Annotated in this window: 14 protein-coding genes; 3 read left to right on the forward strand and 11 right to left on the reverse strand. The window is 72.3% G+C overall.

Features of this window, described 5'->3' with window-relative positions; translation table 11 throughout:
* Positions 1-27: 27 nt before the first annotated feature.
* Positions 28-1,296 (reverse strand): GDSL-type esterase/lipase family protein, encoded by a 1,269-nt coding sequence (locus tag RAN62_RS32585; RefSeq protein WP_305788670.1) that lies wholly within the window; start codon positions 1,294-1,296, stop codon positions 28-30.
* A gap of 71 nt (positions 1,297-1,367) precedes the next feature.
* Between RAN62_RS32585 and RAN62_RS32590 the strand changes: the two genes are divergently transcribed.
* Complete coding sequence (locus RAN62_RS32590; RefSeq protein WP_305788671.1) at positions 1,368-2,132, forward strand: lipase family alpha/beta hydrolase; 765 nt, start codon at positions 1,368-1,370, stop codon at positions 2,130-2,132.
* Here RAN62_RS32590 and RAN62_RS32595 read toward each other — a convergent pair.
* The 5 genes from RAN62_RS32595 to RAN62_RS32615 form a co-directional block, all read right to left on the reverse strand.
* Positions 2,104-2,874, reverse strand: a complete 771-nt coding sequence (locus RAN62_RS32595; protein ID WP_305788672.1) for an SAM-dependent methyltransferase — start codon at positions 2,872-2,874, stop codon at positions 2,104-2,106. The two genes, RAN62_RS32590 and RAN62_RS32595, sit on opposite strands and share 29 nt — an antisense overlap.
* A 31-nt stretch (positions 2,875-2,905) precedes the next feature.
* Positions 2,906-3,736 (reverse strand): ABC transporter permease, encoded by an 831-nt coding sequence (locus RAN62_RS32600; RefSeq protein ID WP_305788673.1) that lies wholly within the window; start codon positions 3,734-3,736, stop codon positions 2,906-2,908.
* Positions 3,733-4,638: an ABC transporter ATP-binding protein gene (locus tag RAN62_RS32605; protein WP_305788674.1), complete on the reverse strand. Its 906-nt coding sequence runs from the start codon at positions 4,636-4,638 to the stop codon at positions 3,733-3,735. The genes RAN62_RS32600 and RAN62_RS32605 overlap by 4 nt, the downstream gene beginning before the upstream one ends.
* A 200-nt stretch (positions 4,639-4,838) precedes the next feature.
* Positions 4,839-5,897 carry a hypothetical protein gene (locus RAN62_RS32610; protein ID WP_305788675.1) on the reverse strand — a complete coding sequence of 353 codons (1,059 nt, stop codon included), beginning with the start codon at positions 5,895-5,897 and terminating at the stop codon, positions 4,839-4,841.
* Between the two features lie 272 nt (positions 5,898-6,169).
* Positions 6,170-6,856, reverse strand: a complete 687-nt coding sequence (locus RAN62_RS32615; protein ID WP_369077221.1) for a DUF4232 domain-containing protein — start codon at positions 6,854-6,856, stop codon at positions 6,170-6,172.
* Between the two features lie 323 nt (positions 6,857-7,179).
* On the opposite strand from RAN62_RS32615, the gene RAN62_RS32620 reads away from it, so the two are divergent.
* The gene (locus RAN62_RS32620) at positions 7,180-7,719 is read left to right on the forward strand and encodes a hypothetical protein (RefSeq protein WP_305788676.1); all 540 of its coding nucleotides are present in this window, start codon (positions 7,180-7,182) and stop codon (positions 7,717-7,719) included.
* 369 nt (positions 7,720-8,088) lie between these two features.
* Here the strand turns inward: RAN62_RS32620 and RAN62_RS32625 are convergent, their stop codons facing one another.
* Together RAN62_RS32625 and RAN62_RS32630 are read right to left on the reverse strand one after the other, a co-directional pair.
* Complete coding sequence (locus RAN62_RS32625; protein WP_305788677.1) at positions 8,089-9,360, reverse strand: serine hydrolase; 1,272 nt, start codon at positions 9,358-9,360, stop codon at positions 8,089-8,091.
* Positions 9,357-9,743, reverse strand: a complete 387-nt coding sequence (locus tag RAN62_RS32630) for a DUF3887 domain-containing protein (protein ID WP_305788678.1) — start codon at positions 9,741-9,743, stop codon at positions 9,357-9,359. Before RAN62_RS32630 ends, RAN62_RS32625 begins: the two co-directional genes overlap by 4 nt.
* A 339-nt stretch (positions 9,744-10,082) precedes the next feature.
* Between RAN62_RS32630 and RAN62_RS32635 the strand changes: the two genes are divergently transcribed.
* Complete coding sequence (locus RAN62_RS32635) at positions 10,083-11,831, forward strand: NB-ARC domain-containing protein (RefSeq protein ID WP_305788679.1); 1,749 nt, start codon at positions 10,083-10,085, stop codon at positions 11,829-11,831.
* Positions 11,832-12,176: 345 nt separating this feature from the next.
* Here RAN62_RS32635 and RAN62_RS32640 read toward each other — a convergent pair whose 3' ends face one another.
* The 3 genes from RAN62_RS32640 to RAN62_RS32650 all read right to left on the reverse strand — a co-directional run bounded on the left by RAN62_RS32640 (position 12,177) and on the right by RAN62_RS32650 (position 16,261).
* Entirely contained in the window at positions 12,177-12,569 is a 393-nt protein-coding gene (locus RAN62_RS32640) for a VOC family protein (RefSeq protein WP_305788680.1), read from the reverse strand.
* A complete protein-coding gene (locus tag RAN62_RS32645; RefSeq protein WP_305788681.1) occupies positions 12,569-13,600 on the reverse strand; it encodes a class I SAM-dependent methyltransferase in 1,032 nt (343 codons plus the stop codon). The genes RAN62_RS32640 and RAN62_RS32645 overlap by 1 nt, the downstream gene beginning before the upstream one ends.
* Positions 13,601-13,675: 75 nt before the next feature.
* Positions 13,676-16,261 (reverse strand): ATP-binding protein, encoded by a 2,586-nt coding sequence (locus RAN62_RS32650; protein ID WP_305788682.1) that lies wholly within the window; start codon positions 16,259-16,261, stop codon positions 13,676-13,678.
* Between the last annotated feature and the right edge of the window lie 276 nt (positions 16,262-16,537).

Raw genomic sequence — 16,537 nt, forward strand, 5'->3', positions numbered from 1 at the left:
CGATGTCAGGCCTGCCCCCGCCGGGGATCAGCCGAGCACGGACAGCGGGATGGCGGCGCCCAGCAGAGCATCGCCGGCCGCGTTGGGGTGATAGCAGTCGGCCCGCAGGTCGGGAACCATCTGCGTCGGGTCGGCGGGGTCCCGCAGGACGGCGTCGAAGTCGACCACCGCGTCGAAGGTGCCGCTGGTCCGGATCCAGGCGTTGACGGCCCGGCGGGCGGCCTCGCGCGGGTCGTCGGCGGCGAGGCACATGGGCAGGATGGTGGCGGCGACCATGCGGAGGTGACGCGCCTTCACCCGGGCGATGATGCCTTGCATGGCGGCGATGACCTCGGCGGCCGGGACCGGGGGCGCATAGGCACCGCCGCCCAGGTCGTTGGTGCCTTCCAGCAGGAAGACGGTACGCACCCCCGGCACCGACAGCACGTCCCGGTCGAGCCGCCGCGGGGCGGGCGGGCCGCAGCACTGGCCCGTCGGGTCGTACGGGTTGGGGTTGTCGCTGACCGTGTTGCCGGAGATGCCGGCGTTCGCCACCGCCAGGCGCCGGGCGGGCGGCAGCTGGGCGAGCCGGTCGGCGAGCACGTCCGTCCAGCGCTGCCCGGGCGGCCCGATCGCCTGGTAGCCGTCGGTGATCGAGTCGCCGAGCGTCACCACCGTGCCCCGGGCGGCCGGGCGGTCGCTGGTGACCAGGTCGAGCCACCAGATCTGACCCGGGTGGTAGCCGGTTCCGGTCCCGGGCGTGCCGCCGGGGATCACCGGGTACGCCGGGAAGCTCGCCGCCGACGTCGCCGCGGCACTGTTGCCCGGGGTGCTGATGTAGGACGCGGGCGGGTCGGCCGGGAACGGCGGGAAGGTGTGGTCGTTGACCGGGCTGCCCGGCGCGTAGACGCTGACCGCCACGTCCTGCCCGGCGCCGGCCGAGATCGGCGCGGCGTCACTGGTGACCGCGCCGCCGGGCGGGATCGAGACCGTGCGCCGCCCGCGGAAGGTCAGCGGCACGTTGCTGCGCAGGGCGGCCGATCCCGTGGCGACGGGCAACCCGAGCCACGCGTCGCGCACCTCGACGGGGGTGGCGCCGAAGGGGTTGCCGAGCCGGACCCGCAGCGCCGACCCGCCGGCCGAGACCCGGGCGATCTGCCGGACCGTGACATCGGGCGCGACGCCGTGCACCCCCTGCAGGCTCGACTCCCACAGAGCGGCGGCGGCCGGACGGGACGCCGAGGCGGCGTGACCGGGGGCGACGGCGGTGACGACGGCGAGCAGGACGGCGGCGACGAGCATCCGGAAGCGAGCCACGACAGCCCCTTGAGATTGATGTTCATAAATACCTACGGGCACTGTACAAGACCGGACGGCATCATGGAGAGATGTCACCCCGCCGCCGGATGCTGTTTCTCGTGGTCGCCGTGCTGCTGGTTGCGGCGGGCGCGCTCGCCGGCGTACGGCTGCTGCGGGGCGGCGACGACGGACCGCGACCGGACCAGGCGACGCCGGGCGCGGTGCTGCTCGTGCCCGGCTACGGCGGCAACACCGCGGCGCTGGCCCAGCTCAAAGATCAACTGCGGGCCCAGGGGCGTACGGCGGAGATCGTCGCGTTGCCCGACGGCGGCACCGGTGATCTCGAGGCCCAGGCGGCGACGCTCGACGCAGCGGTGCGGGCGGCCCTGACCAGCCGGCCGTCGGTGGACATCGTCGGCTACTCGGCCGGCGGCGTCGTCGCGCGCCTGTGGGTCGACAAGTATCAAGGAGCCGAGGTCGCCCGGCGCATCGTCACGCTCGGCTCACCCCTGCACGGCACGCGGCTCGCGGCGGCCGGGGCGGCCCTGGCCCCTGACGCGTGCCCGCCCGCCTGCCGCCAACTGGCGCCGGGCAGCGCGCTGCTCGACCGGCTCGACGGCGAGGACCTGCCCGAGGGGCTGCCGTGGCTGTCGATCTGGACGGAGAACGACGAGACGGTCCAGCCGCCGGACTCCGCGCGTCTGGCCGGCGCGGTGAACGTACCGCTGCAAGGGGTCTGCCCGCAGCGACAGGTCTCACACAGTCAGCTGCCGACCGACGAGGCGGTGTCGGAGCTGGTCCGGCAGAGCCTCGCCGCCGGAAGCGTCACGGCGCCGGCGTCGTGTCCCGTCTGAAGACGCCCGCCATCATCGGCATGCCGACCGGATCCGCCGGGCCGGGATCGCCCGCGGGCCGCCAGTGCGTGACCCAGGTGAGGCCCGGCTCGACCGGCCGGTAGTCGCCGGCCAGCGCCGCGAGCTGCCCGGCCGTGCGCGGCGCGGTCGCCCGGGCGTTGGTCTGCCGATAGACGGCCTCGATCGGCGCGGCCCGCGCGTCGTCCGGCGGCACGACCGGGTGCGTCAGCGCGAGATAGCTGCCCACCGGCAGCGCTTCCCGCAGCGTACGCACGGCGGGCACCGCGACCTCGTCCGGCACGAACTGCAGCACGGACAGGAACAGCAGCGCCGTCGGCTCGTCCGGGTCCAGCAACCGTGCGTAATCGGGATGCCCGAGGATGTCCGACGGCGCGGCCAGATCCGCCTGGACGGCGAGCGCGTTGTCGTTGCCGCGCAACAGCTCGTTGCTGTAGGCGACGGCCTCGGCGTCGACGTCCACGTAGAGCACGCGCGCGCCGGGCGCCACCTCGTGCACGTTGCCCGAGGCCGGGATGCCCGAGCCGATGTCGAGGAACTGCCGGATGCCGGCGGCGGTCAGGTGCCGCACGGCCCGGCCGAGGAACGCGCGGTTGGCCCGGGCGATCTCCCGGATGTTCGGCACCGCGCGCAGGATCTGCTCGCCCGCCGCCCGGTCGGCCGCGGTGTGATGCTCGCCGCCGAGATAGAAGTCGTACATCCGCGCCACGCTGGGCTGGCTCATCACCGGAGCCTACGAATCGAGTCCACTGTGGTCAATTGGCGACGTCGCGGGTGACGAAGGCGGCCCAGGCGGCCAGCAGCAGGGCGCCGAGATAGACCAGCTGGATGCCGGCGCCGCGCTCGATGTCGCGCCACAGCACCGGGTCGCGGAAGAAGTCGATCCAGGCGAGCCAGTAACGCGTCGGCAGGTACGGCCGGACCGCCGCCGCCGCGTCCAGCGTCGCCAGCACCTGGCTGGTCACGAGCACCGCGAGCGCGCCCATGGCCGCCCCGAGCCCGGAGTCGGTCACCGTGGAGAGGAAGAGCGCGATGGCCGCGACGCTCAGCATGCTGATCACGATGTACGCGACCGTGCCCGCCATGCGCAGCGCCAGCCCGGCCGGTGTGATCGTGACCCCGGACAGCGACGTGACGTCGGCGGGCAGGGCGACCCCGGCGGACGGCTCGGAGCCGAAGAGCGCGAGCCCGGTCACATAGGCGGTCACCAGCACCGCCACGATCGCGAACAGCACGAAGACGACGAGCGACACCAGCTTGGCCACCAGCAGCCGGGTGCGGCCCACCGGGCGTACGAGCAGATAGCGCAACGTGCCCGCGGTCGCCTCCCCGGCCACAGCGTCACCCGCGAGCACCGCCACCGACACCGGCAGGAACACGGGCATGACCAGCGCCATCGCCGCCGCCGGATAGAGGGCGCCATTGCTGAGCACCGCCGACAGGAACGCGCCACCCTGCCCCGGCGGCGGGGGCACCCGGGTCGTCGCCAGGAACACCGCGACGATGAAGGGCAGGGCACAGAGCAACCCCGTGATCACGTACGTGCGGGGGCGCCGGAACAGCTTCGCCAGCTCGACGGTGATCACGCGTCCACCCGGTCCGAGCTCGTCGACGTCACGTCCAGCACCACCTGCTCCAGCGACCGCCGCTCGACGGTGATCTCGGTGACCGGGATCCCGGCCGCCACAAGCTCGCTGTTCAGGGCGGCCGCATCGGCGTGGCGTACCCCTATCGTTGTGCCGTCGCGGGTCTCCACCCGCCCGTCCAGCAACGCCACGGCGCGCTCCGGGGCGGGCGTGCTGACCAGGACCCGCCCGGTGGGCCGGCGTAGCCCCGCGAGATCGTCCTGCAGCACCAGCCGCCCCCGGTCCATCACGCCGACCCGCGTGCAGAACGCGTTGATCTCGCCCAGCAGATGACTCGACAGCAGCACGGTCGTCCCCTCGGCGTTGAGCTCGGTGAGCAGATCACGCACCTCCCGGATGCCCCGCGGATCCAGCCCGTTGGTCGGCTCGTCCAGCACGAGCAGGCGCGGCTTGCGCAGCAACGCCCCGGCCAGCCCGAGCCGCTGCCGCATCCCCAGCGAGTACGCCCGCACGGGCCGCCGATCCACGCCGGCCAGCCCCACCCGCTCGAGCGCCGCGTCGACCCGCCGCATCCGGTCCCGGCGGCCGCCACCCGGCCCCGCCGCGTCGAAGAGCTTCAAGTTGGTCCGGCCGGACAGATGCCCGTACGCGCCGGGGCCCTCGACCATCGCCCCGATCTGCGGCAACACCTCCCGAACCCGGCTCGGCACGGGCCGCCCCAGCACCTCGATCTCGCCGCGCGTGGCGAAGACCAGGCCCAGCAGCATCCGGACGAGCGTCGTCTTGCCGGAGCCGTTGGGGCCCAGCAGGCCGTAGCGGTCGCCCTCGCGCACCTCGAGCCCGACCCCGTCGACGGCGGTGATCCGCCCGTACCTCTTGGTGAGACCGCGCGTGACGATCAAGCTGTGCTCCCTCGGCTCGCTCTTCCCCTTCTCCCCGCTCGGTCCTTTTCGTCCGGCCCGGTCCGTCGCGCTGTGCTCCTTTGCTCCTGCTCCTTTGCTGCTTTGCTCCTTTGCTGCTTTGCTCCTTTGCTGCTTTGGCGCTTTGATGCGCGCCTCGGCTTGCTCTTCCGGCCCGATCCGCTCTTCGGTCCGCTTTGTGGTCACGACAGCTCCCGCGCGACCCGCTCGATCACCGCGGGCTCGACCAGCCCCGCGATCAGATAGACGCCACGCCCGGCCCGCACGGCCCCCACGGTGAGCAACCCGGTCGGCAACACCGCCGCGTCATCGCCCGCCGGTGTCCCGAAGGTGCGCACCTGCTCGTACGCCCGGTTCCCCGCCCCACCCGGCAACCGCGCCACGACAAACCGCGCCAGCCCCGTCCCGTAGACCCCCGCCGCCGCAACCGGAGTGTCCTGCCGCTCGAAGCCGCCGAGCCGCTCCGGCAGCCACCCCCGCCCGAGCCGATTCGCCGCAGCGAGCAGATCCGACGTGTCCGTCACCACCGACCCGACCCCCGGCCCTGGCACCGGTGGCGTCAGCACACTGTCCTCGGGCGCACTCAGATCCACCTCGAGAAAGCGCGTAACGAAGACCGGCCGGCTCCCACCCCGCGCGGTGATCTCCACCTGCAGCGGCAGGCCGGTGCCGGGTTCGGCCCACACATCGACGTACGCGACAGTGGTCCCCACCGTCGCAGGCACAATCCGCAGGCCCACGGCATCTATGCCGGCCACGCGCTTACCTCGCAGCACCTCGAACCTGTCGCCGGCGCCGGGCGCTTCCTCGGTCGCCAGTGCAAGGAGCCGGGCACCCAGCACGGGCGGCGTCAGGTCAGCACCCCTCGGAAGCCGCACGGGCTGAGCCCCCACGATCCGCGTCAACTGGCCGGCCGCCGACTCCCACACGACTTGAGCATCGCCAACCTGGTAGAGATCCGTCTCCCCGGCGCCCCGCACCACGTCGACCCGCCACCGCTCGGCCGACGCGTACCAGGTCCGCATCTCCGTCACACCACTGACCAGCGACGTCACATCGGACAGCCCGGGCAGCGCGGGCACGGGCAGCAGCCCATTGCTCTGCGCGTACCCGTGAAAAGCCTGCCCCCCGGACCCGGCCATCCGCGCCCGCAGCGTGCCGGGATCCATGGTCCCGGCCCCGGCCGGCCGCAACGCGAGCAGAACAGGAACACTGCCGAGGAGCACAACAGCAACCAGCACGACAAGCCACCGCCGACGTGCCTGCGAGCTGACAACGGTGCCGCGCGCGCCCATAGTCCCGCCAATCTACCCGCGCCCCCGAAAGCCCCGAGAAAGATCGCGCGCCGCCCCCAATATTGATCACCCGGCGAAATCGTCCGTCGGCGCCCCAGCAGGACCGTCCGCCCTTCCCGCCCGGGACGTCCGCACCTGGTCCGGGGCCACCGCGGGCGACGCGAGTACAGCTGACCGTGGAAAGACCATCCGTCAGTTGGCCGCGGCGGGGTCGCCTGTCAGCTGTCGGACGTCCTGGGCGCGATCGGCTTCACCTGGCCGACGGCCTCGTCCCCGGCGGAGCAGGCAGTCTGCGGCTTGCTCACAAAAACGGCCGCAGTCTCATCCGGCGGATAGATCCGATACCCCCGCACCTCAACCGGCTTGCAGTCGCCCGCGTCCACATTCCGCGGATCGGCGATCTGAATCGTCGCATGCACCCGATCACCCGGCGTCAGCATGATCAGCGGCGTATCGCCCCCGGCCCGCGCGAAGGCCTTCCCCACCTGCTTACCCGAGTCGCCGGTGACAAAGGAAACCCCGGGATAGCCCTCGAGCGAACAAGCCTTGCCGGTGACATTCTCGAAAATCAGATACTCACTGTGATGCCCCGCCGAGCCCCCACCCGCGGCCGCCTCATCAGTGATCTTCAAGTCCGACGCCGTACACCCCGCCGTTTCCCCGCCACTCCCACTTTCGCCCTGCTCACCGCTCTGCTCACTCCCAGCCCCGCCCTGCTCCCCGTCATCCCCATCATCGGCCGGCGCCGCCGAACTGGCCGCAGTCACCGGCGACGACCCCGCAGAAGCACTCGGCGTCGCCCCGGCACTCTTCGTCGCAGCGTCACCACCCGAGCACCCCGCCGCGGCCAAAGCAACCCCCAGCACCCCAGCCGCCACCATCGTCAGCCGCCTGATGTCACGCATCGTGATACCTCCTGCAGTCGCCGATCCCCTACCCGATGAATGGGATCTTGCACACCACGAAAGCTACGACCGCCCCACCTTGGTTGACTCCCCCATCCGTGCCGACCCGCCGATCGGCCCCGCCTAGCACTCATAGAAACGCCCGCCCCTCATGGCTGCCCTGTTGGATGCCGGACACTGGCGACTTCGAGCAGCATCAATGCCCGCGGCGGCAGGCACACTGTCGACAAGGGGCGGGAGCGCTTCTTGATCCCCTCGACGTCGGCGGCCTCAGCGCGACGACTCCACGCCATGCGAAAGCCACTCGAATCACGGGAGGCACGGTGAACGTATCGGAGCGACTTGCCACCATGGCGCTGGCCACATCGCTGCTCTCGCTGGGCGTCTCCGTTTACGTCGCGTACGACCAGCGAGCCCGCGACGTGAGCAGCCGCGCCCGGAACGTTGTCGCCTACGAGCCCCACGGCAGCGACGACATCCAGGGCAAGCTGGTGGAGGACTACTGGATCGACAACTACGACAGCCACCCCATCGTGGCAGTGACTCTGGTCTGGCCCGGCACTGGAGCTCGTCAGCTGTTGATGAGCACCCCGATCCTCGCCCCGTGCATGCGCCTTCGTGCCCTGAGCTCAGTCGCCGACAAACCGGGCCTCCTGCAGAACGTGACCGCAGAGAACATCAACTTCTACGACAGCGTCGTATACTTCTGGGACAGCGACGGCGAAGCATGGACCATCACCGGCCAAACGGGCAAGCACCATCGACTCGATCCAGCCGACGCCTCCTCGATCGAGCAGATGATCGAGGACAGCAACCCGACCCCTCTGGCCGCGCCCGAACCCATCAAGGGCTGCGGCTCCTGAACTCACCACCGTTCCCCGGCGAGTCCGCGGGCGGCAAAGACACGAGGTTGGCCCGGCGGTCCTCACCGAGGCCGGAACTGCCGTGCCATCACCCTCGCGCCGGCCCCGCCGGCCCCCGGCCCGACCGTCTCGGCCGGGCGCCTCGATCGCCGGCGTTGCGGCGTGGGCGAGCCCGCGCGGTCCTGTGCGGCCACGGGCACGCCCCGGCCGACCGGCCGGACGAGCGATACGGTCGCCGAAACCCGGCCCGGCAACCATCGACGAGCGCCATGCGTGGCGGTGCCGGGACACGGGCCGTGGGCTCCGGGGCAATCTTCAGGCTCTCTCCTGCGGCGCGGCCGGTAGGTCTTCCAGGCGGGGACGGGCGCTCTAATCGGCGGCGGCCAGGGTCAGGGCTCCGCGCAGGAGGGCGACGGCTTGGGGGGCGAGGGTGGCTTCGTCGAGGGGGTGTTTCGGGTCGGAGAGCTCGAGGGTGGCCGTGACGAGGGTGCCGTCCGCGGCCTGGGCCAGGTAGGACAACGACAGGACGCCGGGCTCGCTGCCGCCCTTGAACCAGACGGTGGGGTAAGCGCTCGCCGGGAGGGCGAGGCCGCCGTCGTTGGCGGTCAGGGCGGCGTTGACGGCGGGGTCGTGGCGCTGCCAGAGGGTGGAGTAGATGCGGCAGATGTCCACCGGCGACGCGAACCACTCCAGCGTGTCGATGTCGCGGGGCTGCTCCCAGGCCGTGATGGCGGTGCGGGGCACGCGGTCGAGCAGCGGCAGGGTGGCTCGGCGCACCGGGGCCGGCGCCGCCAGGTAGGACTTGGCGGTTGCCGGATAGTGCCAGCCCTTGAGCGTGAAGAGGTTGCGCGTGGTCATCAGGGGGCGGTTGGCCGTGCCCGGGAACTCGCGCTCGACCGCGGGGCGGCCGAGCGTGTGGATGAGGTGGTCGGTGGCGGTGTTGTCGCTGATGGAGATCATGTAGCGGGCGTATTCGGCGAGGGTGAAGGGTGTCCCGTCGGGTTGGTCCTGCAGCACGCCCGAGGGCAGCGACTTCCACTCGGGCTTCAACGGGACCTCGGTGTCCCAGGAGAGGCGGCCGGTCGCGGTGGCGCGGGCGAGAGCGCTCAGCACGTAGAGCTTGAACATGGAGCCCAAGGGCCGGGCGGTGCGCTCGTCGCGACCGTGCACGACGGTGCAGCCGCGGGCGGGGTCGATGCGGGTGGCGGCGAACGAGACGCGTGGAGCAAGGGTGCGCAGAGTTGTGTCGATCTCCGTCCACGACCCGGGCGCCGGGAGATAGGGCGCGAGCTGCAAGCCCGCCAGCCGGCCGGTCGCGTCGACGACCAGCGTGGTCACGAAGTCGCCGGTCGGGCCGGACAGGATCTGGCGCAGCCGGCCGGGTGACTCGGACAGCACCGTGCCCGGTGTCAACGGCGCCACGGAGCTCAGGAAGGCGTTGAAGCCGTCGGGCCCGCCGACCGCGGCCGCCAGCTCCGGGGTGAGGTGTTGCTCGATGTCGTCCGCGCTCATAGGCGGCCGGGCATTGACCAGCCAGTCACGCTGCTGCTCGACCGGGGTGCCGGCCGCGGTGGCCGGCACGGCGGTCAGACCGAGGACCATCAGCAGCACGGCACAGACGGACATGATGCGTCGGATCACGGCACTCCTTCCACCGGGCGGATGTAGAAGCCCGCCACTGTCCCCTGACGACGAAAGCTCACCCGCGCTGTCGCCTCGCCCGCCTCGAAGTGCAGGAGGACGTCCACGACGGTGAACACCCCGGTCGCGTGCACGACCGGCTCGCCGAACCGCTCGAACGACCCGACCATGGCAACGACCATGGCCCAGACCTCGGCGAGCTGGTCGGCGGCCACCTCGCGCAGCATGACCTCGTCGAAGTCGCGCCGGGCCGCCTCGAACCGGCCCGCCACCACCTCGCGCAGGAGCGCGAGTGACCGCTCAGCCGCATCGGCCGGCTCAGCAGCCGGTGCGCCGGGCGGACGCGCGAACCGCTGGAAAGCGGCCTGCCTCGAGGTGCCCATCACCTCTCCGATCTCTTGCCACGTGAGCCCCCGCTCGCGTGCGGCGTCGACCGCTGCGCGCAGAGCGGCTTGCGCTTCGACCATCCGGCGATGCGCGTCTCGTACGGCTTCCAGGGTGCCCAGCACCGGCGTCGTTGTCAATTCGGCCTTGACAGCATCGCGCCGCCGCCGGGCCGCGCTCCGGCAGGTCGCATCACAATAGACCTGCTTACGCCCCGGACCATGCCGCTCCGCCAGGGGCCGATCGCAATACTCGCACCGCATGGCACGAAATACTAATACGTGCCGCGCACGATATGCGACACCCAGGCCGGGGTCGAATGACGTTACGGTGGTTCTGTGGGGCGGCGGTCGGTGGTTGTTCTTGGCGTGTTGTCCGGGGTCTTCTCGGTGGTGACCGCGGTGGCCGTCAACGTGGCTACCGGCGGCACGCTGCCGGAGCCGGTCGCCTGGCCCGTTGTCGGCGGGCTGGCGGCGGCCGCCGTGGCGCTTGCCGTCTGGCAGCAACGCGTGCCGGGCGAGGCGAGGACCACCGTCAGTGAGCTTCCCGCCGGCACCGGCCTCACCGGACGTGAGGGCGATCTCGAGCGGTTGAGCAAGCTGATCAAAGGCGGTCACCGCGTCATCGCCGTCGTGGGGCCGCCCGGGGTGGGCAAGAGTGCGCTGGCCGTCCGGGTCGCGCACGAGCATCGGTCACGGTATCCCGACGGGCAGCTTTTCGCCGTCCTGCGGGGCGCCGACGCCGATCCCGTACGCCCGGAAAGCGTCCTGGAACGCTTCGACCGCACGCTGAACACAGGCACGCCGAACGCAACCGGCACCGACCACAGCGCCACCCTCGACGAGCTCGCCGCCCGCTGGCGGGCACGACTCGCCGGCCGCCGAATGATCATTGTCCTCGACGACGCGCGCGACGCCGCTCAGGTGCGGCCCCTGCTGCCCGGTGACACCGCGACCGTCGTCCTGATCACCAGCCGCCGCATGCTGCACGACCTGCCGGGCGTCGCCCAGCACACCCTCGGCGCGCTCACCGACGACGACGCCCGCCGCCTGCTAAGGGAAGCCGCGGCACGCGACTCCGAAAACACCACAACCCCCGCCGACGACGGTACGAACACCTTGGTCACCCTCTGCGGCGGACTCCCCCTGGCCCTGAGCATCGTCGCCGCCCGCCTCCGCGCCCGCCCGGCCTGGACCCCGGCCGATCTCGCCGCACGCCTGGCCGACGAACGGCACCGGCTCACCGAGCTCCGCCTCGGCGACCTCGCCGTACGCGCGAGCTTCGCCACCTCCTACGCCGACCAGCCCGCCCCCGACCGCGAAGTCTTCCGCCGCGCGGGCTCCCACCCCGGCCGCACCTTCACCACCGCCGCCGCGGCCGCCCTGGCGGACCAGAGCGAGGCCACCGTCGCCGCCGCCCTCGAACGGCTCGTCGACGCCCACCTCGTCGAGTCGCCGGCGCCGGGCTTGTTCCGGCTGCACGACCTGTTGCGGCTCTTCGCCACCGAGAAGCTGACCGCCCCGGAGCACCGGGAGTGCCTGGGCCGGCTGCTGACCTGGATGACCGCCCACCCCGGCCCGGACGAGCGGGAGAACGTGATCGCGGCGGTTCACCAGGGCGTCGCCCTCGGCCTGCACGAGCCGGTGTGGGATCTCGTCATGGCGACGCTGCCCCTGCTCCGCCGCGCGAGCGACCACGCCGACCAGCTGACCCTGTGGACGGCCGCGGCCGAGGCGGCGAAGGCGCTCGGCGATGACGAGCGCCGGGTGCGGGCGCTGCAGCGGGTGTCGTGGGGCTACGACAGGGCCGGCCGGGCCGAGCCCGCGCTGGCCGCCGCCGACGAGGCTGTGGCTCTGGCCGGCCACATCGACGACCCGCACGGCCTCGCCGCGGCCGTTTCGGTCAGGGGCGCGCGCTCCGGGTCCTGCGCCGGTTCACCGAGGCGGAAGCTGCCCTGCGGCGGGCCCTCGATATCTACGTCGGCCTGGGAGCGGACGACGACGCCGACGAGGTTCGCATCATGCTCGGGCTCGTCTGCAACATCACCGGCCGCCCCGGGGAGGCGATCGGCTGGGTACGCGAGGTGAGCCGCCGCCCCTGGGCCCTCGAGACGCTCTCCGTCGCGTACAAGCTGAGCGGCCGCCCGGCCGAGGCCCGGGCGCTGAACGACCAGGTGATCGCCGCGGCCCGGGCGGACAAAGGACGACTACCTGCTGGCGTACGCGATTCGCGAGTACGCGGCAGCGGCCGAGGCGTACCAGCGCATCGCCCTCACGGCGGCGGCCGCGGAGTGCCGGCTCCGGCGCGCGGCGATCCTGGACGACCTCGGCCGTCCCACCGAGGCCGCCCAGGACCGTGCGCGCGCCGCGAAGCTGCAATGACGGCCGCGAAGAAGTCCGGCGCGATGCCGCAACGCGCGCGCCGGAGAGTTGCTATGACGGCGGCGGCGCGAAGAACTCCAGCGCGATGCCGTCCGGGTCCTTGAAGGACAGCCCCGATCCGTAGGCGGCGTCCACGATCCCCCCGTGCCGGATGCCCAGCTCGTCGAGGCGCTGCTGCCACTTCTCGAGCGTGATCCGGTCCGGGCAGCCGAAGGCGACGTGGTCGAGGCCGCGCCGGGACGGTTCGAAGGGCTCCTCGGCGAGGCGGGGGAACACGTGCAGGCCGATGAGGGTGTCGTTGCCCAGGGCGTAGACGATGTGGCGGAACGGGCCGGTGTCCTCGTCGAGCGCCGGCTCGGTGCCGAACAGCCGGGTGTACCAGGGGATGCTGACGGCCGGGTCGGAGATGGTGACGGCGACGTGAGTGAGGTCGGGGAAGGTCATCACGGCCTGGCCTCGTACACAATGTTGAAGGGGGTCTCGGCCACCCGGCGGAAGCGGGTGAAGCCTGCATCCCCGGCCAGCTTGCGGATGGGACGCTCGCCGCCCTGGGCGCCGATCGCGTAGCCGCCGTCCTGCGAGAGCGCGTTCGGGACGCACAGGAACGTCGAGACCGAGTAGTAGACGCGGCCGACCGGGTTCATGTTCTCGGCGACGGAGTCCCCCGCGTACGGTTCGACGATCATCCACGTGCCGTCCGGCGCGAGCTTCGAACGGATGTGCTTGGCCGCGCCGAGCGGGTTGCCCATGTCGTGCAGCGAGTCGAACGTCGTGACCAGGTCGTACGGGCCGCCGGTGAAGCTGTCCGCCGCCGCGACCTCGTACGTGCCGCCGAGCGACCGCGCGTGTTCGATCGAGCCCGAGTGGTAGTCGGAGCCCACGACCGTCGAGGCGGGATAGGCGCCCGCCATCAGCCGGGTCGACGAGCCGTGCCCGCAGCCGACGTCGGCCATGCGGGCCCCGGCGCGCAGCTTCTCCTCGACGCCGTCGAGGGCGGGGAGCCAGCTGGTGAGCAGGTTCGCGGTGTAGCCGGGGCGGAAGAAGCGGTCGCAGCCCTCGAACACCTCGGTGTCGTGGTCGTGCCAGCCCATCCCCGAGCCCGTACGGAAGGCCTCGCTGATCTGCTTCTCGGCCCGCAGCGCGCCGAGCACCAGCTGGAACGCGCCCGGCGCGTAGACGGCACCGTCCGGGTCGGTCAGGCAGAACGCCTGCTCCTCGGTCATCGAGTAGATGTCCTCGGCCGGGTCGTACTCGATGTAACCGCCGGCGGCCTGCCCGCGCAGCCACTCCTCGACGTAGCGGGGCGCGGTGCCGGTGCGCGCGGCGAGATCCACGGCCCGCTGCGGCTTCTCGGCCAGCGCCTTGTAGAGCCCGAGCCGGTCGCCGATCACGACGTTGCCGGCCGCGGCCGCCGCGCCGAGATCGCCCACGAACCGGTGCAGGAAGTCCATCAGTTTGTCTTGATCCACAGCCATCGGAAATTTCCTCCCCAGAGAAAGAAGACCCCTGCAGAGGTACGCCCGGCGGGGCGGCCCGCGGATCGGTAGCGGCTACCTATCCCGGGGCGGCGGCATACCGAGCTCGGCGGCGCGGGTCCCCACCTCGCGGCGACTGTGCAGCCCGAGCTTGGTGAGCACCGCGGCGACGTGGGCGTCGACCGTTCGTACGGAAAGGGTCAGCCGTTCCGCTATCTCGGCGTTGGTCAGGCCCGCGCCGACCAGGTGCACCACCTCGAGCTGGCGCCCGGTGAGCCCCGCCGGATTGTGCCGCGTGCCGTCCGTGGGGCCCCGGGGCACGCGCACGGTGCCGAGCTCGCGCAGCCGGGCGCGTACCCGCCGGGCCAGGGGTGCCGCCTCCAGCCGGTCCAGCTCCGCGAGCGCCACGAGCAGGTCCTCGGGATCGTCGCTCTCGGCGAGCGCTGCGGCGTACTCGTAGGGGCAGCCGATGGCCCGCCAGGCCGCAGCCGCCTCCGCGACCCGGCCCTGCATCTGCAGCGCGTGGGGATGGTCACTCGCGAGCGGACGGATCGGCCGGTTCACGAGCGTCATCCAGTACGCGAGCTCGGCCTCCTGCGCCACGACGCCCAGCTCGCACGCCTCGGCATAGGTCCGCTCCAGGGCCGCGACCGCACCCGGATCACCGCCGTGGAGCCAGTGCGCCTCGGCTCGCATCGCGGCGGCCGGTCCGGTGCGTTGCAACTCACGCAGGTCCTCGGCCACCGCCCACGCCCGCGCCACGAGGTCCGCGGCGCCCGGCTCGCCCCGGCGGACGCGTACCCGGGCCAGAATGACCAGAGCCGGGCTGCGCGCCGCCATGGCCGACCCCGCGCCGATCTCGCCGCACTGCACCGCCTCGTCCCAGCGTCCCGTGGCCAGCCGCAGCAGCCCCAGCTCCACGGTCAGATAGGTGTGGAACATCCGGTGCTCGGCGTAGACGGCGTGCTCCAGCGCCTCGGTCAGATACTTCTCGGCCTCGGCCAGCTTGAGCTCGTCGAGGAACTGCCAGATGAGGTTCACATAGGCCCGGCACGCGTGCTCGGACTCCCCGGCCGCGAGCGCCACGCGCAGGCTCTCCTCCAGATCCGCGCGGCCCCGGCCGTCCCCGGCCTGCACGCGCGCCAGCCCGATGTTGTTGAGCGCGTGCGAGATCGTCGCCTGATCGCCGGCCTGCCGCGCGAGCCGCACCGCCCGCTCGCCCCACGCGATCGCCTCCGCCCCGCGGGCGGCAAGACAATGCAACTGCGCCTGATTGCTGTACGCCATCGCGAGCAACCGGTCATCGCCGGCTTCCTCGAGTACGGCCACCGCGGCGGCCCCGGCTCGCTCGGCGGCGTCCCGGCGGCCGTTCATCCACTCGATGCGCGACAGCCACCGGAAACTGGCACCCCGCTTCCGGGGATCGTCCGCGTGCAGCGCCACGGCTTCCCGCTGACTGATCCGGGCGGTCTCGTTGTCCCCGTTCGTGTAGCACTCGATCGCGTACCGGTCGAGCAGCTCCGCCTGCTCCGCGAGCGGGTACGCGTCCCGGTGCTCGAGGGCCAGCCGCAGATGTCCCATCGCTTCCCGATGCGACCCGGCGGCGACAGCCTCGGCGGCGGCCCGGGGCGCGTAGGCCGCGATGGTCCCGGTGTCCCCGGCCTCCACGGCGTGGTGCACGACCGCCGACAGATCGACATCCCCGTGCTCCAGCAGCGCCGTGACCACCCGCTGATTGAGCGCGATCCGCTGCGCCGCGGGCAACGAGTCGGCGACGGCCCGCCGGATCAGCTCGTGCCGGAAGGTCACCCGCCCCGGCGCCACGGTGACCAGCCCGTTCCGCTCCGCCGGCGCGAGGGCGGCGACCCCGCCGGGCACCAGCCGGTCGACGAGCCACCGCGCCGGCGCCGACGGTACGACCGCGATCTGCTCCAGCGCCTCCTGCGTCTTCTCGTCCACGGTACGAATCCGGGCGAGCACCGCGTCGACGACGGTGGGCGGAGGACGTACGGTGTCGCCGGCCGCGATGATCTCCACGACGAAGAACGGGTTGCCGTCCGTCAGCTCGTGGATCCGCTGCGCGTTGTACGCACTCATCCGGGCCACAGCCGCCTTGGTCAACCGCTCGAGCGGTAGCCGCCGGACCCTCTCAGTACGCGACACGAGCCCGAGCAGATCCCGCAGCGGATGCTCCCGCCCGATCTCGTCGTCCCGATAGGTCAGCACCAGCACCAACGGCAACCCGGCCGCCCGCCGCACCAGATAGCGCAACACGTCCAGCGTCGCCTCGTCCGCCCAGTGCACGTCCTCGACCACCAGCACGGTCGGCTGCTGAACCCAGCTCACCTCGCCCCGCAACGCCTCCAGCAGCTCGTTCCGGTCCCGCCCCTCCGCCAGCGCCGCCGTCAACCGAGGCCCGACACTCCCCACCAGATCCCGGAAGGGCCCCAGCGTCCGCCGCGTCGCCAGATCGTCGCAGTACCCGATCAGCAGCCGCCCCTCCGCCGGCAACACCCCCCGCACGGCCTCGACGAGCGCGGACTTCCCGATCCCCGCCTCCCCGCACACGAGCACCACGGACCCGCTGCCCCCGGCCGCCTCCCCAGCGGCGGCGGCCAGCTCCGCAATCTCCCGCTCCCGCTCCAGCAAAGCCCGCCCCACCAGCGCATCGTCCCACGCACCCAGCCCTCCGCCGCTGTCGTGAAACGGTCACCGTCCCGAGTTCCGGCAGCGTCACGAGCACGAAGGCGATGCCGATCAGGGGTCACCGTGACGATGTGCGCCGGTGAGGGAAAGCCGAGCCGGTCGAGGGTTTCACAGGGCGTCCCGCTTCCTGCCGGGCGGACCGGTCACCGATCATGCTGGCTCCCGGGGCCCGGGCGAGTCATCGGCTGCTCGGCGGAGCCGTTCCGGGGAGGCGCGGACGGCGCGGTGCGA

Origin of the sequence: Symbioplanes lichenis (assembly GCF_030709675.1) — a bacterium.
GTDB lineage: Bacteria > Actinomycetota > Actinomycetes > Mycobacteriales > Micromonosporaceae > Actinoplanes > Actinoplanes lichenis.

Excerpts from the sequence above, each read along its gene's own strand:
- RAN62_RS32615 (WP_369077221.1), bottom strand. The coding sequence starts at position 6,856 with ATGCGTGACATCAGGCGGCTGACGATGGTGGCGGCTGGGGTGCTGGGG.
- RAN62_RS32640 (WP_305788680.1), bottom strand. The coding sequence starts at position 12,569 with ATGACCTTCCCCGACCTCACTCACGTCGCCGTCACCATCTCCGACCCG.
- RAN62_RS32590 (WP_305788671.1), top strand. The coding sequence starts at position 1,368 with ATGTCACCCCGCCGCCGGATGCTGTTTCTCGTGGTCGCCGTGCTGCTG.
- RAN62_RS32630 (WP_305788678.1), bottom strand. The coding sequence starts at position 9,743 with ATGGGCACCTCGAGGCAGGCCGCTTTCCAGCGGTTCGCGCGTCCGCCC.
- RAN62_RS32595 (WP_305788672.1), bottom strand. The coding sequence starts at position 2,874 with ATGAGCCAGCCCAGCGTGGCGCGGATGTACGACTTCTATCTCGGCGGC.
- RAN62_RS32645 (WP_305788681.1), bottom strand. The coding sequence starts at position 13,600 with ATGGCTGTGGATCAAGACAAACTGATGGACTTCCTGCACCGGTTCGTG.